This window comes from Mesorhizobium sp. SARCC-RB16n, from assembly GCF_008520305.1.
In the GTDB taxonomy this organism is placed as follows: Bacteria; Pseudomonadota; Alphaproteobacteria; order Rhizobiales; family Rhizobiaceae; genus Mesorhizobium.
This window is the reverse complement of the sequence record NZ_ML703264.1, coordinates 394908-408613: the sequence shown is the minus strand read 5'-3', so window position 1 is coordinate 408613 and position 13706 is coordinate 394908. Positions and strand designations below refer to the sequence as shown.

Genomic DNA, 13706 nt, shown 5'->3' with positions numbered 1-13706 from the left:
GCCGGTGGCTGGCGCCGCTCTTTTGACCTTCCCCGATATCGTTTAGAACGCCAGTGGGGCAGGGGGCCGAAGACCGCTTTCAGCACCGTGCGCGGCGATGAACATGTCGACGGCCGACCGGCAATAGGATTCGATTTCGCTGTCGTTCTCTGCTCTCGCCTCATCGAAACGTGCGATAATCAGGAGATCGCATCCTTTGAAAAGCGCGGCAAACAAGCGGGCGGACCGGAGAGGATCGGGCACGTTCAGAACCGCCTTCGCGTGCAACTGACGCAGCAAGGCCTCGATTTGAGCGATGACGTGGGCGGGGCCGGCTTCGTAATGGAGCTTGCTCAACGCTTGTTGATTCGTGCTGTCGGTCATGACCATGGCTTCGACGCTGCGGACGCCCGGGCGCAACAGCGTGCGAAGCAGGGATGATCCCACCGCCATGAGCTGATCTTCGGCCGAACCGTCAACGTCTTCAAAAAGGGCCTGTGGTATTAACTGATGGCAGCGGGCCGCAAAGGCCGCGCTGAACAGGGCCTCCTTGTTCTCGAAGTGCCTGTAGATGCTGAGCTTGGATATCTTCGCCCGCTGAGCGACCATGTCCAATGTCGTCGCTTGAAAACCCAGTTCCGCAAAGAGTTCGCCCGCGGCGTCGACTATGGTTTGGCCAAGCGCCTCGTTGGCGGGCCGGCCGCGCCGGCCCTGGCTATTTTCAGTCACGACAATTCCAGTCCTTGACAGTATCCTAATTATCGAATTACGATACCACGTAGTATCGGAAATATGCAAGCCAAAGATTGGATTTTACCCTGTCCTTCAACTCGAGTTTCTCTGGGCCGCCATCGCGCAAGGCTCAGCCGAACCCCCTCCATCCACAACACGGAGCCCATCACCATGGATGACGTCATCATTATCGGCGGTAGCTTTGCCGGCCTCGCCGGCGCCCTGCAGCTGGGCCGTGCCCGCCGCAAGGTCACCGTTCTCGATACCGGCCTGCCGCGCAATCGCTTCGCCGGCCACTCGCATGGTGTGCTCGGCCACGATCACAAGCCACCGCTGGACATCCTGGCCGAGGCGCGGCGGCAACTGGCGCGTTATCCCACAGTCAAGCTGGTCGATGCCCGGGCCGACAGCATCTCCGGCACCATCGATAATTTCTCCGTCCTCACTGGCGATGACGAAAGCCTTGGGGCGCGCCGCCTGATCCTGAGTTATGGCGTTGCCGACCAGATGCCTGATGTTCCGGGCTTTACCGAAAGCTGGGGCACATCCATCGTGCCCTGCCCCTACTGCGATGGCTTTGAAGTCGCCGACCAGCATTGGGGCCTCGTCTGGTCCGGTCCGTCGTCGCATAATTATGTCAGGCTTTACCACGACTGGACCGAAACGTTGACGGTCTTCGCCGATAGTCACGACATTTCACCCGATATCCGGGCCGATCTGGCGCGCCGCAACATACCCGTCGTTGATGGCCAGATCGCCGAAATCGCCCATCACCGGGGCCATATCACCACCGTTAATCTCGATAGCGGCCTCAATGCCGCGGTCGACATCCTGTTCGCTCATCCGCGCAACAAGCCTTCCGCAAGCCTGCATGAATCACTGGGCCTCGCCACGGTCAATACGCCGCTCGGCACCGCCCTCAAGGTCGACGAGCGACGCGAAACCAGCATGCCCGGCATCTACGCCGCCGGCGATCTTGCAAATCCAGCCATGGCCTCGGTCACCACGGCAATATCGCAGGGCGCGACGGCGGGTATCTTCGCCCAGCAGTCGATGCTGGTTTGAGAGCAGAGATTGGAGAGGAGCGTCGCCGATCTCGCCGGTTCAAGTTACAGAGAACACTTTCCACAGTTCACGCAACGGCACTTTCTTATTTTGCAAGCGGCCCGAGCGACGGCACGCCGGTTTGCGGATGGGGCACCCACGGCGCATTGAACGACCGAGGCCGCTTCGCCCTGGCGGTGCTTGCGAGGCCGGCGCCGAACCTCTCGCGCTCAAGGTTACAGCCGAAGGTTTTCCGGGGCACCCGCTCTATATCAGCGCGGACACCTCGCCGAAGGCCTTTGCCTGATGAGAACAAACGGGCAAAAAGCGGCGCGGGGGAATGTTGGCAGGCTGTTGGCAGGGCGTTTTCCGCTCTACACCTCGAAAGCCCGCAAAGCCTTGGGAAATATTGGTGCCGCTTAGGTGACTCGAACACCTGACCCCATCATTACGAATGATGTGCTCTACCAACTGAGCTAAAGCGGCCCGGGAGGCCAAGGCCTCCAAGATGGGCAGGGTGATAGACTCAACCGGCCGCGAATTCAAGATGCGACTTGGCAAATCATGCGAAGAGCCCCGCCACGATCGAAACCGGGGTTCGGGCGTCCTGCATGCTGGAATCACCGACATATTTCGATTTTGTTTGCCGGAACATGGCGAAGATGGACTTTGGACGGCCCGTCGAGGCAGAATGCGGCTGCCCGCCCGTTGATTGATTGGTCGCCTGCCGCTAACCATCATGAAAGCTTGTGGCAATTTGCAGAGGGACCTCGCTTGGACGCGATCGAAAAAGCGATCCGGAACGCCTTGGAAAAGGGCAACGCCGAGGACCGCGCGTTCCGCGAGAAGGTCTATCGGTCGGCCTTCGCCGCGCTCGACCGTGCGCTCCAGGCCAATCCCGGCGTGACGGTGGAAGTCGCCATCAAGCGACGCAAGGCCATTCAGGCGAAAATCACCGAGATCGAATCCGAGTACCTGCCGGCGGTGCCCGATGTTGCGCCGCAGATCGACGCGCCGGCGGGAGAGGCCGCGGCCGGCGCAGCGCCTGCGGTCGAGGCCGGCCCGAGGGCGCCATCGCCCGCTGTCACCGTCGACGGGCCCGGGCAGCCCGGATCCGACGCTCCGCGCTCGCGCGTGCTGCCGGTCGTTCCCGACATCATGCCGGACGCCACCCTCTCGGCTGCACCGTCCATCGACATGTCGGCTCCCGCCGCGCCGGGAGCCGCGACGGAAGTGGCGCCGGACCGCGATGAGCGACGCATTCGCGGACGCCGCTTGCCGCTGACCGCCATTTTCTTCACGGTGACGCTGCTCGCGGCGATTGGCATCGGCCTGTTTTTTGCCATGCAGACCGGGGTGTTCAAGTCGGCGGCGCAGCTTAATACCGCGCCGCCGGAAGCACCGCCGACCGTCGAGGGCGACGATTTCACCCCCGCTGACGGCGCCAACGCGCCGGCAAAGCCCGGCGCTGCGGACCAGTCGCGTAACTGGATCAACGTGTTTTCGCCGACCGACCCGACCCATGTCGCCGCCCCGTCGGACGCCAAGGCCGAGGTGATGAAGGACGACAGCGGGCCGTTCCTGCGCATCCAGTCCGGCGCCTCCGGCTCGGCGATCGCCTTCGATGTCGGGCAGGGCGTGCTGGAAAAGCTCGCCGGCAAGCACGCCATGTTCGACATCATCGCCCGCGCCGAGGACGGCAAGGACACGCAGATCTCCGTCGACTGCAATTTCGGCGAACTCGGCGACTGCGGCCGCAAGCGTTACGCGGTCGGCCAGCAGAAAAACGAATATCTGTTCGACGTGAAGTTTCCCGACAAGCATCCGGGCTCGGCTGGAACCATCGCCGTCAATTCCGATTTCGACAAGCAGGGCAAGGCGGTCAACGTCTACGAGATCCGCGTCTCGATCGAGCCTTAAATCAATGCCACGAAAAAATTTGAAACGGTTTTTCCGGCTATCGGCTGGCGGGTTGGACGAAATCGATCACGCCAATTCCATCCACGTAGTGGATCATGCCTGCCTCAACGGTCTCAATCATGACGCCTGAGGACAGAGTGCCGCCGCCAAGCATTTCAATCGTGGGCATGTCCAAAGTCTCATAGCCTTCTGCGAACTTACGATTATCGAAGTCGCAAACGACCACTCCTTTCATGCCATCGGCGATAACCTCGTCGCCGATCTTGATCGTCTGTCCCGTTGCGTATTGCACCCGACTACCTCATTCCCTTCATGAAGCTGCATACTGCGATCAGCTTATAATGCCGTGTGTCCTCATGACCGCGCAAGCTCGGATTCGTTTACTGATTAGCGGTCGAGCAGCGCCTGCAGGGTTTCTATGCGGTCGGCCTCGTTGGCCGGCTTGTCCCAGCGCAACCGTGAAATCCTGGGGAAGCGCATGGCCACGCCCGATTTGTGCCGGGTCGAGCGGTTGAGCCCCTCGAAGGCAACTTCCAGCACCAGGCCGTTGTCGCGGTCGGCGCGCACCGAGCGCACCGGTCCAAAGCGCTCGACCGTGTTGTCGCGGACATATTTGTCGATCTGTTTCAGTTCTTCGTCGGTGAAGCCGAAATAGGCCTTGCCGACCGGGACGAGTTCCTCCGCGCCCTCGACCCCGGACCAGACGCCGAACGTGTAGTCGGAATAGAAGCTCGAGCGCTTGCCGTGGCCACGCTGGGCATACATCAGCACGGCGTCCACCGTGTGCGGATCGCGCTTCCATTTGAACCATGGACCTTTCGGCCGGCCGGCGACATAGGGCGAATCCCAGCGCTTCAGCATCACGCCCTCGATGATCGGGTGCGGCGGTGCGCGGCGTAGGTCCTCGAGCGCCTGCCAGTCCGCGAAGTCGACGAAGGGAGAGAGATCGAAGCGGCTGGGGTCAAGCGTGCCGATGAAGGCTTCGAGGCGGCCGCGCCGCTCGCGGAAGGACAGCGGGCGCAGATCCTCCGCGCCGATCTGCAGCACATCATAGCAGCGCATGAAGGCCGGATACTGCTGCTGCATCTTCGGCGTCACCGTCTTGCGGTTCAGCCGCTGCTGCAGGTCCGAGAAGGTTCCCGTCGCTTCACGCGGATCGCCGACCAGCAATTCGCCGTCGAGCGCCGCGGAAAAGTGCATGGCGTCGGCGAGATCTGGAAAAGCGCCTGAGACATCGTCGCCGGTGCGCGAATAGAGCCGGCGGATGCCGCCTTCGGCCACCGCCTGGACGCGGATCCCGTCCCATTTCCATTCGGCGGCGTAATCCGCCGGATCGAGTTTTTCGAGATCGCCGTCGCCAACCGGGTTCGACAGCATGACCGGGCGAAACAGCGCCATAGCCGTGTTGCGCGGTTTTTCGGCCTTGCCTTCCAGCCAGGCGAACAGCACCGTGTAGGGCGGCGAGAGCCCGTGCCAGAGCTCCTCGATCTCGGCGACGTCGACCTTGCCGAAATCGGCCAGCGCCTGTTTGGCCAGCCGCGCCGAGACGCCGATGCGCAGGCCGCCGGTGACCAGCTTGATGATGGCAAAGCGTGCCGAGATTCCGGCGCTGTCGAGCAGCCCCGTCAGCACCTTCGGTCCGTCGGAGCGGCTTGCCGCCTGCAGCTTCGCCACCACCTCGCCAAGCGTCGGCTCGCGGTTCGCGATCCTGCCAGGCGTTTGCGGCCAGACCAGCGACACCGTCTCGGCGAGGTCGCCGACATAGTCGTAGGAATAGCCGAACAGCACCGGGTCCATGCGTTCGGTGACCAGCATGCGCAGCATCGCCGGCTTGACCGCGGCTATCTTGAGATCGCCGGTGATGGCGGCCAGCGCCAGGCCGCGATCGGGATCCTCGACGCTGCGGAAATAGTCGGTCAAAAGCGTCAGCTTGCCGTTGCGCGACGGCGTCAGCACCAGGCGGTCGAGAAGTTCGGCGAAGCGGTTCATGACCTCAATCGCCCTCGTCCTCATAGCCCACCAGATGCAGCGGACGGGCGGCGATGCCTTCCAGTTCGCACCAGCGCACCAGTGCTTCCTCGCGGCCGTGCGTGACCCAGATTTCGGCGGCGCCGGTCTCCTTGATGGTGGCGGTGAGTTCGTCCCAGTCGGCATGGTCCGAGATGATCAGCGGCAGTTCGACGCCGCCTTGCTTGGCGCGCTGGCGGATGCGCATCCAGCCGGACGCGAAGCACGAGATCGGATCGGGAAAGCGCCGCGCCCAGCGGTCGGCGAAGGCCGATGGCGGGCCGACCACGATGGCGCCGGCGAAATCCTGCTTGCCGCCGTCTTCCACCGTCGCCGGCTCGAGTTCGCCGAGATCGATGCCCTGGCTCTGGTAATACGCGCTGAGCTTGGCCAGCGCGCCATGGATGTAGAGCGGCCTGTCGTAACCGGCGTCGCGCAGCAGTCGCATCACGCGCTGCGCCTTCCCCAGCGCGTAGGCCCCGACCAGATGCGACCGCTCGGGAAACTGCGCCGCTGATTTCAAGAGGCGCGCGATCTCTTCCGTGTCGGGCGGATGGCGAAACACCGGCAGGCCGAAGGTCGCCTCGGTGATGAAGACGTCGCAGCGGATCGGCTCGAACGGCAGGCAGGTCGCATCCTTCTGCCGCTTGTAGTCGCCGGACGCGACGATGCGCCGGCCTTGGTGCTCGACCGATATCTGCGCCGAACCCAGCACATGGCCGGCCGGATGGAAGCTGACATCGACGCCGTCGAGGGCAATCCTCTCGCCGAGCGCAGCTGCCTGTGTCGTCCCGGCAAAATCCTCACCATAGCGAAGTCCCATGATGTCGAGCGTCTGCTGCGTAGCAAGCACCGAGCCGTGGCCGGAACGCGCATGGTCGGAATGGCCGTGCGTGATCAGCGCCCGGTTCACCGGTCGCACCGGGTCGATGAAGAAATCGCCCGGCGGACAGTAGAGGCCTTCGGGCCGGGGATGAAGCAGGTCGCTGGCGCGCATGGTCCCAAGATAGGATATAATTCCGCTGCGGGAAGCCTGTTGCCCAAGACTGCTGACTCGCCAGGCAAAGCCTGCTCAATTCGGTTCAGCTTCGGCATGCTTTGCTCTACAGAGATGCGCGGCCGGCTACCCTGCCGGTGGAACCATCATCATGAAACCGCTTCAGACCTCGTCGGGCGACCCGAATGCCGATCGTCGTGCCGACTATGCCGAGATGCTTTTTGCCTCAGACGATCGTGCCGCAGCGGCCGAGCTGCTGCGCGGCGCGCTGGAACTGGCGCCGCAATGGGCAATGGGCTGGTTTCGGCTCGGCGAGATGCAGGAGGCATCAGGCAGGCTTGACCTCGCGGCGCAAGCCTGGACGACGTCGCTGAAACTCGATCCGGCCGATCGCCAGGGCGCGGCCCTCAAACTGCAGCTGATCGGCAAAGGTCCGGCCTCCATGGCGCCGCCCAGTGCCTTTGTCGAAACGCTGTTCGACCACTATGCCGAGACATTCGAGGAAATGCTGGTCGGCAAGCTCCACTACCGGCTGCCCGAGGTGCTCGATGCTGCCATCCGCAAGGCAAGGCCGGGCCGCTTCCGCCTGGCGCTCGACTTGGGTTGCGGCACCGGACTGATGGGCGAGAGGCTGAGGCCGATCGTCGACCGGCTGGAGGGGGTGGATATCTCGGCAAGGATGCTGAGGAAGGCGCGGGCAAAAAATATCTATGACGCGCTGACAAAAGCGGATTTGCAGGATTTTTCCTATTCGGGCGACAAGCTCGATCTGGTGACGTCAGCCGACGTGCTGATTTACATCGGCCGGCTCGAAGGTTTGGTGGCAGCGGTTGCCGGCCTGCTCGCCGAGGGCGGCCTGTTTGCGTTCTCCGTCGAGAGCCTGGCGGATGGCGGCGACTTCGCGCTGCAGCCGTCGCGGCGCTACGCCCATTCGGTCGGCTATGTCACGCGGACCCTCGAGGCCAACGGCTTCTCGATCGTCGCGCTGGAGCCAACGACCATCCGCCAGGATCGCCGCGAGCCCGTCAACGGCTTGGCCGTCGTGGCACGGAAAGCTCATGCCGAGTGAAGTGCGAGGACTGCTCCGACCTGCTGCGAAAAAGTCCGATTTGCATGCGCGACTGATATTTGCGATCTGGGTCGCATCAGAGCGGGATATCAGGAGAAGCACTTCGATGCGCTGGAACATGATGATCTTGGCGTCCTGCCTGGCGACCACCGGCTGCGTGGGCAATTCAGCGTCCGAGCGGCAGGACGCCAACATCGAGTCCTCGCTGCAATATGACAGCGTGCCATGCGATCAGTTACTGGCGCAGCGCAACGGGTTGGCGCAGCAATATAATCTCCCGACGACCGCCAAGCCGACCTTCTCCAATCCCGCCATGGGCTTCGGCCCGTTCACGCCCGACATGCGCTCCAAGGCCCAGCGTGACAGCGACAAGGCGTCAGGCGAGATCGATGCCATGAACCGGTCCATCGACCGCCGCGACTGCGGCAAGCCGGACAAGAAGAAGTTCGCTCTGCCAGGCTGATGCATGTTGTTAAAAAAGTGGCCCCGGTCTTGGGACCACGACATGCATGTGGCCTCAGGCAAAGCCGTTTTCGGTCGAGTTCCTATCGTCCATCTTGCAAGGCTCCCATCCGATGAACCTCTCGGACCTCGGCGACCGCATCTGTATCCTGGGGCCGTCCAACAGCGGCAAGTCGACGCTTGCCGACGCTATCGCGCGCAAGCGTGGCCTGACGCCCGTTCATCTCGATCTGCTCTTTCATCTGCCCAACACGGATTGGGGGCAGCGTCCGAGGGACGAGTTCATTGCCTTGCATGACGCCGCGATCGCCGGCGAGCGATGGGTGATGGACGGCAACTACTCGATTTGCATGCCGCAACGCTTCCATCGTGCGACAGGATTGATCCTGCTGGACATCTCCACCTCTGCAAGTCTGCTGCGCTATTTCAGGCGGACCCTGTTCGAGAGGGAGAGGCGCGGTGGCTTGGAAGGCGGGCGCGACAGCATCAAATGGGACATGATCCGCCACATCGCCGTGGTCACGCCGAAAAATCGCTCGAGATACCGGGCGATGTTCGAGCAGATCGATCTGCCGAAGCTGCAGTTGTCATCCGTCGGGGCAATCAAGGAATGCTTCCGGGACTGGGACTTGGCCAGATGAGAACAGCGCCCGGCTAATATCCCGCCTTGCGGTCCACCAGATTGTCGAGCTTCTCACCGCGTTCGAAAGCGTCCATCTGGCGCAGCATGATCGGCGCCAGGTGGACGGGATCGGAGGTCGCCGCGGCATGCGGCGTCACGAACACTTTCGGATGGCGCCACAGCGGACTGGTCTTCGGCAGCGGTTCGACCTCGAACACGTCGAGGCTCGCTTCCTTCAGCGTGCCGTCGTCCAATGCCCGCACGATGTCGGCGTCCTTCTGCAGGCGCCCACGCCCGGCATTGATCAGCACCGAGCCGCCAAGGCCATTGCGCTTGCGCAACTCCTTCAGCACGCCGTAGTTGATGATGCCTTGCGTGTCCGGCGTCAGCGGCAGAAGCACCACGAGAATGTCGGTGGCGTTGAGGAACGGGATCAGGCCAGCCTCGCCGGAATAGGTCGCCACCCCCTTCATCGGCCGGTCGGTGCGCGACCAGCCGTTGACCGCGAAGCCGAGCGACAGAAGCACCGAGGCCGCGGCGCGGCCGAGATTGCCCAGCCCCATGATGCCGACGGAAATGTCGCCGGCCGGCCGCTGTTGCGGCTCGTGCCAGATTTTCTTCAGCTGCTGCGACCGGTAGAGCAGGCCCTGGCGATGGTGATCGAGCACCCGCCAGACGACGTACTCGGTCATGTACTGCGTGAGATTGTCGGCGACGACCCTGACGATCGGCACATCGGGCAGGCCGGGGTCGGCGAAGACGTGGTCGACGCCGGCGCCGATCGAGAAGATGGCGCGCAAATTAGGCAGCGACGACAACAAATTGGGCTTCTGCTTCCACACCACCGCATAGGTGATCGACGGATCCTTGGCGCCGTCCGGCTCCAGCACCACCTCGCGCTCGGCCGACAACAGCTCGCGCCAGCGCTGCGGATGAAAGCCGGTGACGGCAAGCAGGATACGGCCTTTTTCCATCGCGATTCGTTCAGTCCTTCCGTGTGCGGATCACTCGCTGACCACGCCTGTCGGTGCCGTCTCGATCTTGAAGGCGGCCGAGATCAGCGCCCGAGTATAGTCGGTTTGCGGATTTCCAAAAATCTGTTCGGAAGGGCCGGCTTCGACGATCTGGCCATTGCGCATGACGATGACGTCGTTGGCCAGCGCCCGGATGACCTTGAGATCATGGCTGATGAAGAGATAGGCGAGGTCGTGCTTGGCCTGCAGATTGCGCAGGAGGTCTACGACCTGCGCTTGCACGCTCATGTCGAGCGCCGATGTCGGCTCGTCCAGCATGACGAAGCGCGGGTTGAGCACCATGGCGCGCGCGATGGCGACACGCTGGCGCTGGCCGCCGGAAAACTCGTGCGGATAGCGATTGCGGGTCGCCGGGTCGAGCCCGACCTCTTTCAGCACGGCGGCCACCTTGTCGTCGCGCTCGTCGGGCGACAGTTTCGGCTCGTGGATCTTCAGGCCTTCCTCGATGATCTCGGCGATCGACATGCGCGGGCTGAGCGAGCCGAACGGATCCTGGAAGACGATCTGCAATTCTTTTCTCAGCGGCCGCATGGCATTGAAGGTGAGCTGGTTGATGTCGCGGCCGTTGAACTGGATGGTTCCGGTCGACGAGATCATGCGCGCCAGCGCTAGGCCAAGCGTCGTCTTGCCCGAACCGGATTCCCCGACCACGCCCAGCGTCTGGCCGGCGCGCACCGTGACATCGATGCCGTCGACCGCCTTCACATGATCGACGACACGCCGGAAGAAGCCCTGCTTGATCGGAAACCAGACCTTGATGTCCCTGCCGGTCATGACAGGCTTGGCGCCGGCATTGGCGGCCGGCGGCTTGCCTTTCGGCTCGGCGGCCAGGAGGTGGCGCGTATAGGGGTGCTGCGGATTGGCGAAGATGTCCGTGGTCGGGCCGGTCTCGACGATCTTGCCCTTGGTCATCACGCAGACCCGGTCGGCGATCTTGCGCACGATGCCGAGGTCGTGGGTGATGAACAGCATCGACATGCCCTTGCGGCTTTTGAGGCCCGCGAGCAGTTCGAGGATCTGCGCCTGCACGGTGACGTCGAGCGCCGTCGTCGGCTCGTCGGCGATCAACAGTTCCGGCTCGTTGGCGAGCGCCATGGCGATCATGACGCGTTGGCGTTGGCCCCCCGAAAGCTGGTGTGGATAGGCGTCGAGCCGCTTTTCCGGATCGCGGATGCCGACCTCCTTCAGCAGCGCCAGCGTGCGCGCCTTGGCTGGGCGGTCGCCCATGCCTTGATGCAGCTTCAGGATTTCGACGATCTGGTGCTCGATCGTGTGCAACGGATTGAGCGAGGTCATCGGCTCCTGGAAGATCATGGTGATCTTGTTGCCACGCACCCGCCGCAACAGCTTCTCGGTCATGGCCAGGAGGTCGGCGCCCTGGAACAGGATCTTGCCCGAGGGATGGCTGGCGCTGGGATAGGGCAGCAGCTTCAGCACCGACAGCGCCGAGACCGATTTGCCGGAACCGGATTCGCCGACCAGCGCCACCGTTTCGCCCTTGGCGATGTCGAACGAGATATGGTCGACGGCGATAGACTGGCCGCCTCCCTGGCTGAAGGCGACACTGAGGTCCTGGACGCTGAGCAAGGGGGCTTGGCTCATTTGAACGTCTTGCGCGGGTCGAAGGCGTCGCGCGTTGCCTCGCCGACAAAGACCAGCAGCGACAGCATCAGCGAGATGACGACGAAGCCGGAGATGCCGAGCCACGGCGCGTTGAGGTTGCGCTGCGCCTGCTTGAGCAGTTCGCCAAGCGAGGCCGAACCCGGAGGCAGGCCGAAGCCGAGATAATCGAGCGAGGTCAGCGTCGAGATCGACCCGCTCAGCAAAAAGGGCAGGAAGGTCAACGTCGCCACCATGGCGTTGGGCAGCAAATGCCGGAACATGATGGTGCGGTTGGGCACACCGAGCGCGCGGGCCGCGTTGACATATTCGAAGTTGCGGGCGCGCAGGAATTCCGCCCGCACCACGCCGACCAGCGCCACCCAGGAGAACAACAGCATCAGGCCGAGCAGGATGAAGAAACCAGGCGGCAGGATGGCGGCGACGATGAGCAAGAGATAGAGCACGGGAATGGCCGACCAGATCTCGATGAAGCGCTGGAACAGCAGATCCGTCCAGCCGCCGAAATAGCCCTGCACGGCACCGGCGCCGACGCCGATCAGCGCCGAGCCGGCGGTCAGGATCAGGCCGAACAGCACCGAAATGCGGAAACCGTAGATGACGCGTGCCAGCACGTCGCGTGCCTGGTCATCGGTGCCGAGCCAGTTCCAGTTGCCGACATTGCAGGCCGGATCGGCCGCTCCTTGCGGATATTGGTTGCAGCGCGTCTTGGCGTCATATTCCCACGATGGCTTGGCGGGTGCCGCTTCCGGAATGGCATTGTTGACGGTCTGGTAGGAGTAGCGGATCGGCGGCCAGATCATCCAGCCATGGGCGTTGATCTCGTCCTGGATCACCGGGTCGCGATAATCCGTGACAGCATAAAAGCCGCCGAACTTTTCTTCCGGATAGGCGACGAGCACCGGGAAAAGGATTTCGCCCTTGTACGACGCGATGATCGGCTTGTCGTTGGCGATGAATTCGGCAAACAGCGACAAAACGAACAAGACGAGGAAAATCCACAAAGACCAGAAACCGCGTTTATTGGCCTTGAAATTCTGCAGGCGGCGCTTGTTGAGCGGCGACAGGAACGGCCGTGGAAGCCGCTCCGGCAAGACACCGGCGGTGACGGTTGCCTCCGACATCAGACGTCTCTCCGCTCGAAATCGATGCGCGGATCGACCCAAGTGTACATCAGGTCGGACAACAGCCCGATGAACAGGCCGAGAAGCGAGAAGATGTAGAGATTGGCGAACACCACGGGATAGTCGCGCTCGACGACGGACCGGAAGCCGAGCAGGCCGAGCCCGTCCAGGGAAAAAATGTTCTCGATCAGCAGCGAGCCGGTGAAGAAGGCCGAGATGAAGGCGCCCGGGAAGCCGGCGATGACGATCAGCATGGCGTTGCGGAAGACGTGGCCGTAAAGCACCTGCCGTTCCGACAGGCCCTTGGCGCGCGCCGTCACCACATACTGTTTGCGGATCTCCTCCAGGAACGAGTTCTTGGTCAAAAGCGTCGTCGTGGCGAAGGCCGATAGCACCAGCGCCGTCAGCGGCAGGGTCATGTGCCAGAAATAATCGGCGATCTTGGCCGGCCACGACAACTGGTCCCAATTGTCGGAAACGATGCCGCGCAACGGGAACCAGTCCCAGAACGAGCCGCCGGCAAACAGCACCATCAAAAGGATGCCGAACAGGAAGCCCGGAATGGCATAGCCGACGATGACGACGCCGCTGGTCCAGACATCGAAGGGGGTGCCGTCCTTCACCGCCTTGCGAATGCCGAGCGGGATCGAGATCAGATAGGACAGCAGCGTGATCCAGAGCCCGATCGAAATCGAAACGGGCATCTTTTCGAGGATCAGGTCCAGCACCGAAATATCGCGGAAGTAGCTGTTGCCGAAATCGAACCTGGCATAATTCCACAGCATCATGCCGAAGCGCTCGAGAGGCGGCTTGTCGAAGCCGAATTGCTTCTCCAGCTTCTTGATGAATTCCGGGTCGAGACCCTGGGCGCCGCGATATTTCGAACTGACGTCGCCGGCGACATCGAAATTGGAACCGCCCGCGTCACCGCCGCCACCGCCGAGGCGGTCGCTGCCGCCCTGGTTGGTCAGCTTGGCGATGACCTGCTCGACCGGTCCGCCGGGCGCGAACTGGATGACGGCGAAGGAGATCGCCATGATGCCGAACAGGGTCGGGATCATCAAAAGGATGCGGCGCAGTATATAGGCGCCCATCA

13 protein-coding genes and 1 tRNA gene are annotated in these 13706 nt (G+C 62.8%); 5 read left to right on the top strand and 9 right to left on the bottom strand.

Annotated elements, in window-relative coordinates; genetic code table 11:
* Nucleotides 1-42: 42 nt before the first annotated feature.
* On the bottom strand, nt 43-708 hold the full coding sequence (locus C7I87_RS12660; protein ID WP_149904515.1) for a TetR/AcrR family transcriptional regulator: 666 nt from the start codon (nt 706-708) through the stop codon (nt 43-45).
* A gap of 174 nt (nt 709-882) precedes the next feature.
* Here C7I87_RS12660 and C7I87_RS12655 point away from each other — a divergent pair, with 174 nt between their 5' ends.
* A complete protein-coding gene (locus tag C7I87_RS12655) occupies nt 883-1776 on the top strand; it encodes an NAD(P)/FAD-dependent oxidoreductase (protein WP_149904514.1) in 894 nt (297 codons plus the stop codon).
* Between the two features lie 389 nt (nt 1777-2165).
* On the opposite strand, the gene C7I87_RS12650 is transcribed toward C7I87_RS12655, so the two are convergent.
* A tRNA-Thr gene (locus C7I87_RS12650) sits at nt 2166-2241 on the bottom strand.
* Between the two features lie 288 nt (nt 2242-2529).
* Here C7I87_RS12650 and C7I87_RS12645 point away from each other — a divergent pair.
* Entirely contained in the window at nt 2530-3675 is a 1146-nt protein-coding gene (locus tag C7I87_RS12645; RefSeq protein ID WP_149904513.1) for a hypothetical protein, read from the top strand.
* Nucleotides 3676-3712: 37 nt separating this feature from the next.
* Here C7I87_RS12645 and C7I87_RS12640 read toward each other — a convergent pair whose 3' ends face one another.
* The 3 genes from C7I87_RS12640 to C7I87_RS12630 all read right to left on the bottom strand — a co-directional run bounded on the left by C7I87_RS12640 (nt 3713) and on the right by C7I87_RS12630 (nt 6679).
* Nucleotides 3713-3967, bottom strand: coding sequence for a hypothetical protein (locus C7I87_RS12640; RefSeq protein WP_149904512.1), 255 nt, complete (start codon nt 3965-3967; stop codon nt 3713-3715).
* A 95-nt stretch (nt 3968-4062) separates the two neighbouring features.
* Nucleotides 4063-5664 carry a cisplatin damage response ATP-dependent DNA ligase gene (locus C7I87_RS12635; protein ID WP_149904511.1) on the bottom strand — a complete coding sequence of 534 codons (1602 nt, stop codon included), beginning with the start codon at nt 5662-5664 and terminating at the stop codon, nt 4063-4065.
* Nucleotides 5665-5668: 4 nt separating this feature from the next.
* On the bottom strand, nt 5669-6679 hold the full coding sequence (locus tag C7I87_RS12630; protein WP_149904510.1) for a ligase-associated DNA damage response exonuclease: 1011 nt from the start codon (nt 6677-6679) through the stop codon (nt 5669-5671).
* A 151-nt stretch (nt 6680-6830) separates the two neighbouring features.
* Here C7I87_RS12630 and C7I87_RS12625 point away from each other — a divergent pair, with 151 nt between their 5' ends.
* From C7I87_RS12625 to C7I87_RS12615, 3 genes are all read left to right on the top strand, one after another.
* Complete coding sequence (locus C7I87_RS12625; RefSeq protein ID WP_149904509.1) at nt 6831-7748, top strand: class I SAM-dependent methyltransferase; 918 nt, start codon at nt 6831-6833, stop codon at nt 7746-7748.
* Between the two features lie 106 nt (nt 7749-7854).
* Nucleotides 7855-8211, top strand: a complete 357-nt coding sequence (locus C7I87_RS12620) for a hypothetical protein (RefSeq protein WP_149904508.1) — start codon at nt 7855-7857, stop codon at nt 8209-8211.
* 112 nt (nt 8212-8323) lie between these two features.
* Nucleotides 8324-8851, top strand: coding sequence for a P-loop NTPase family protein (locus tag C7I87_RS12615; protein WP_149904507.1), 528 nt, complete (start codon nt 8324-8326; stop codon nt 8849-8851).
* 13 nt (nt 8852-8864) lie between these two features.
* Here C7I87_RS12615 and C7I87_RS12610 read toward each other — a convergent pair whose 3' ends face one another.
* From C7I87_RS12610 to C7I87_RS12595, 4 genes are read right to left on the bottom strand one after another with little or no spacing between them, the layout of a single operon-like run.
* Entirely contained in the window at nt 8865-9806 is a 942-nt protein-coding gene (locus C7I87_RS12610; RefSeq protein ID WP_149904506.1) for a 2-hydroxyacid dehydrogenase, read from the bottom strand.
* A gap of 30 nt (nt 9807-9836) precedes the next feature.
* Entirely contained in the window at nt 9837-11468 is a 1632-nt protein-coding gene (locus tag C7I87_RS12605) for an ABC transporter ATP-binding protein (RefSeq protein ID WP_149904505.1), read from the bottom strand.
* Complete coding sequence (locus tag C7I87_RS12600) at nt 11465-12610, bottom strand: ABC transporter permease (RefSeq protein WP_149904504.1); 1146 nt, start codon at nt 12608-12610, stop codon at nt 11465-11467. Before C7I87_RS12600 ends, C7I87_RS12605 begins: the two co-directional genes overlap by 4 nt.
* On the bottom strand, nt 12610-13704 hold the full coding sequence (locus tag C7I87_RS12595) for a microcin C ABC transporter permease YejB (protein WP_149904503.1): 1095 nt from the start codon (nt 13702-13704) through the stop codon (nt 12610-12612). The genes C7I87_RS12600 and C7I87_RS12595 overlap by 1 nt, the downstream gene beginning before the upstream one ends.
* Nucleotides 13705-13706: the final 2 nt, after the last annotated feature.

Coding starts and splice junctions, on each gene's coding strand:
- C7I87_RS12655 (WP_149904514.1), top strand. CDS start 883: ATGGATGACGTCATCATTATCGGCGGTAGCTTTGCCGGCCTCGCCGGC.
- C7I87_RS12635 (WP_149904511.1), bottom strand. CDS start 5,664: ATGAACCGCTTCGCCGAACTTCTCGACCGCCTGGTGCTGACGCCGTCG.
- C7I87_RS12630 (WP_149904510.1), bottom strand. CDS start 6,679: ATGCGCGCCAGCGACCTGCTTCATCCCCGGCCCGAAGGCCTCTACTGT.
- C7I87_RS12625 (WP_149904509.1), top strand. CDS start 6,831: ATGAAACCGCTTCAGACCTCGTCGGGCGACCCGAATGCCGATCGTCGT.
- C7I87_RS12620 (WP_149904508.1), top strand. CDS start 7,855: ATGCGCTGGAACATGATGATCTTGGCGTCCTGCCTGGCGACCACCGGC.
- C7I87_RS12615 (WP_149904507.1), top strand. CDS start 8,324: ATGAACCTCTCGGACCTCGGCGACCGCATCTGTATCCTGGGGCCGTCC.
- C7I87_RS12610 (WP_149904506.1), bottom strand. CDS start 9,806: ATGGAAAAAGGCCGTATCCTGCTTGCCGTCACCGGCTTTCATCCGCAG.
- C7I87_RS12605 (WP_149904505.1), bottom strand. CDS start 11,468: ATGAGCCAAGCCCCCTTGCTCAGCGTCCAGGACCTCAGTGTCGCCTTC.
- C7I87_RS12600 (WP_149904504.1), bottom strand. CDS start 12,610: ATGTCGGAGGCAACCGTCACCGCCGGTGTCTTGCCGGAGCGGCTTCCA.
- C7I87_RS12595 (WP_149904503.1), bottom strand. CDS start 13,704: ATGGGCGCCTATATACTGCGCCGCATCCTTTTGATGATCCCGACCCTG.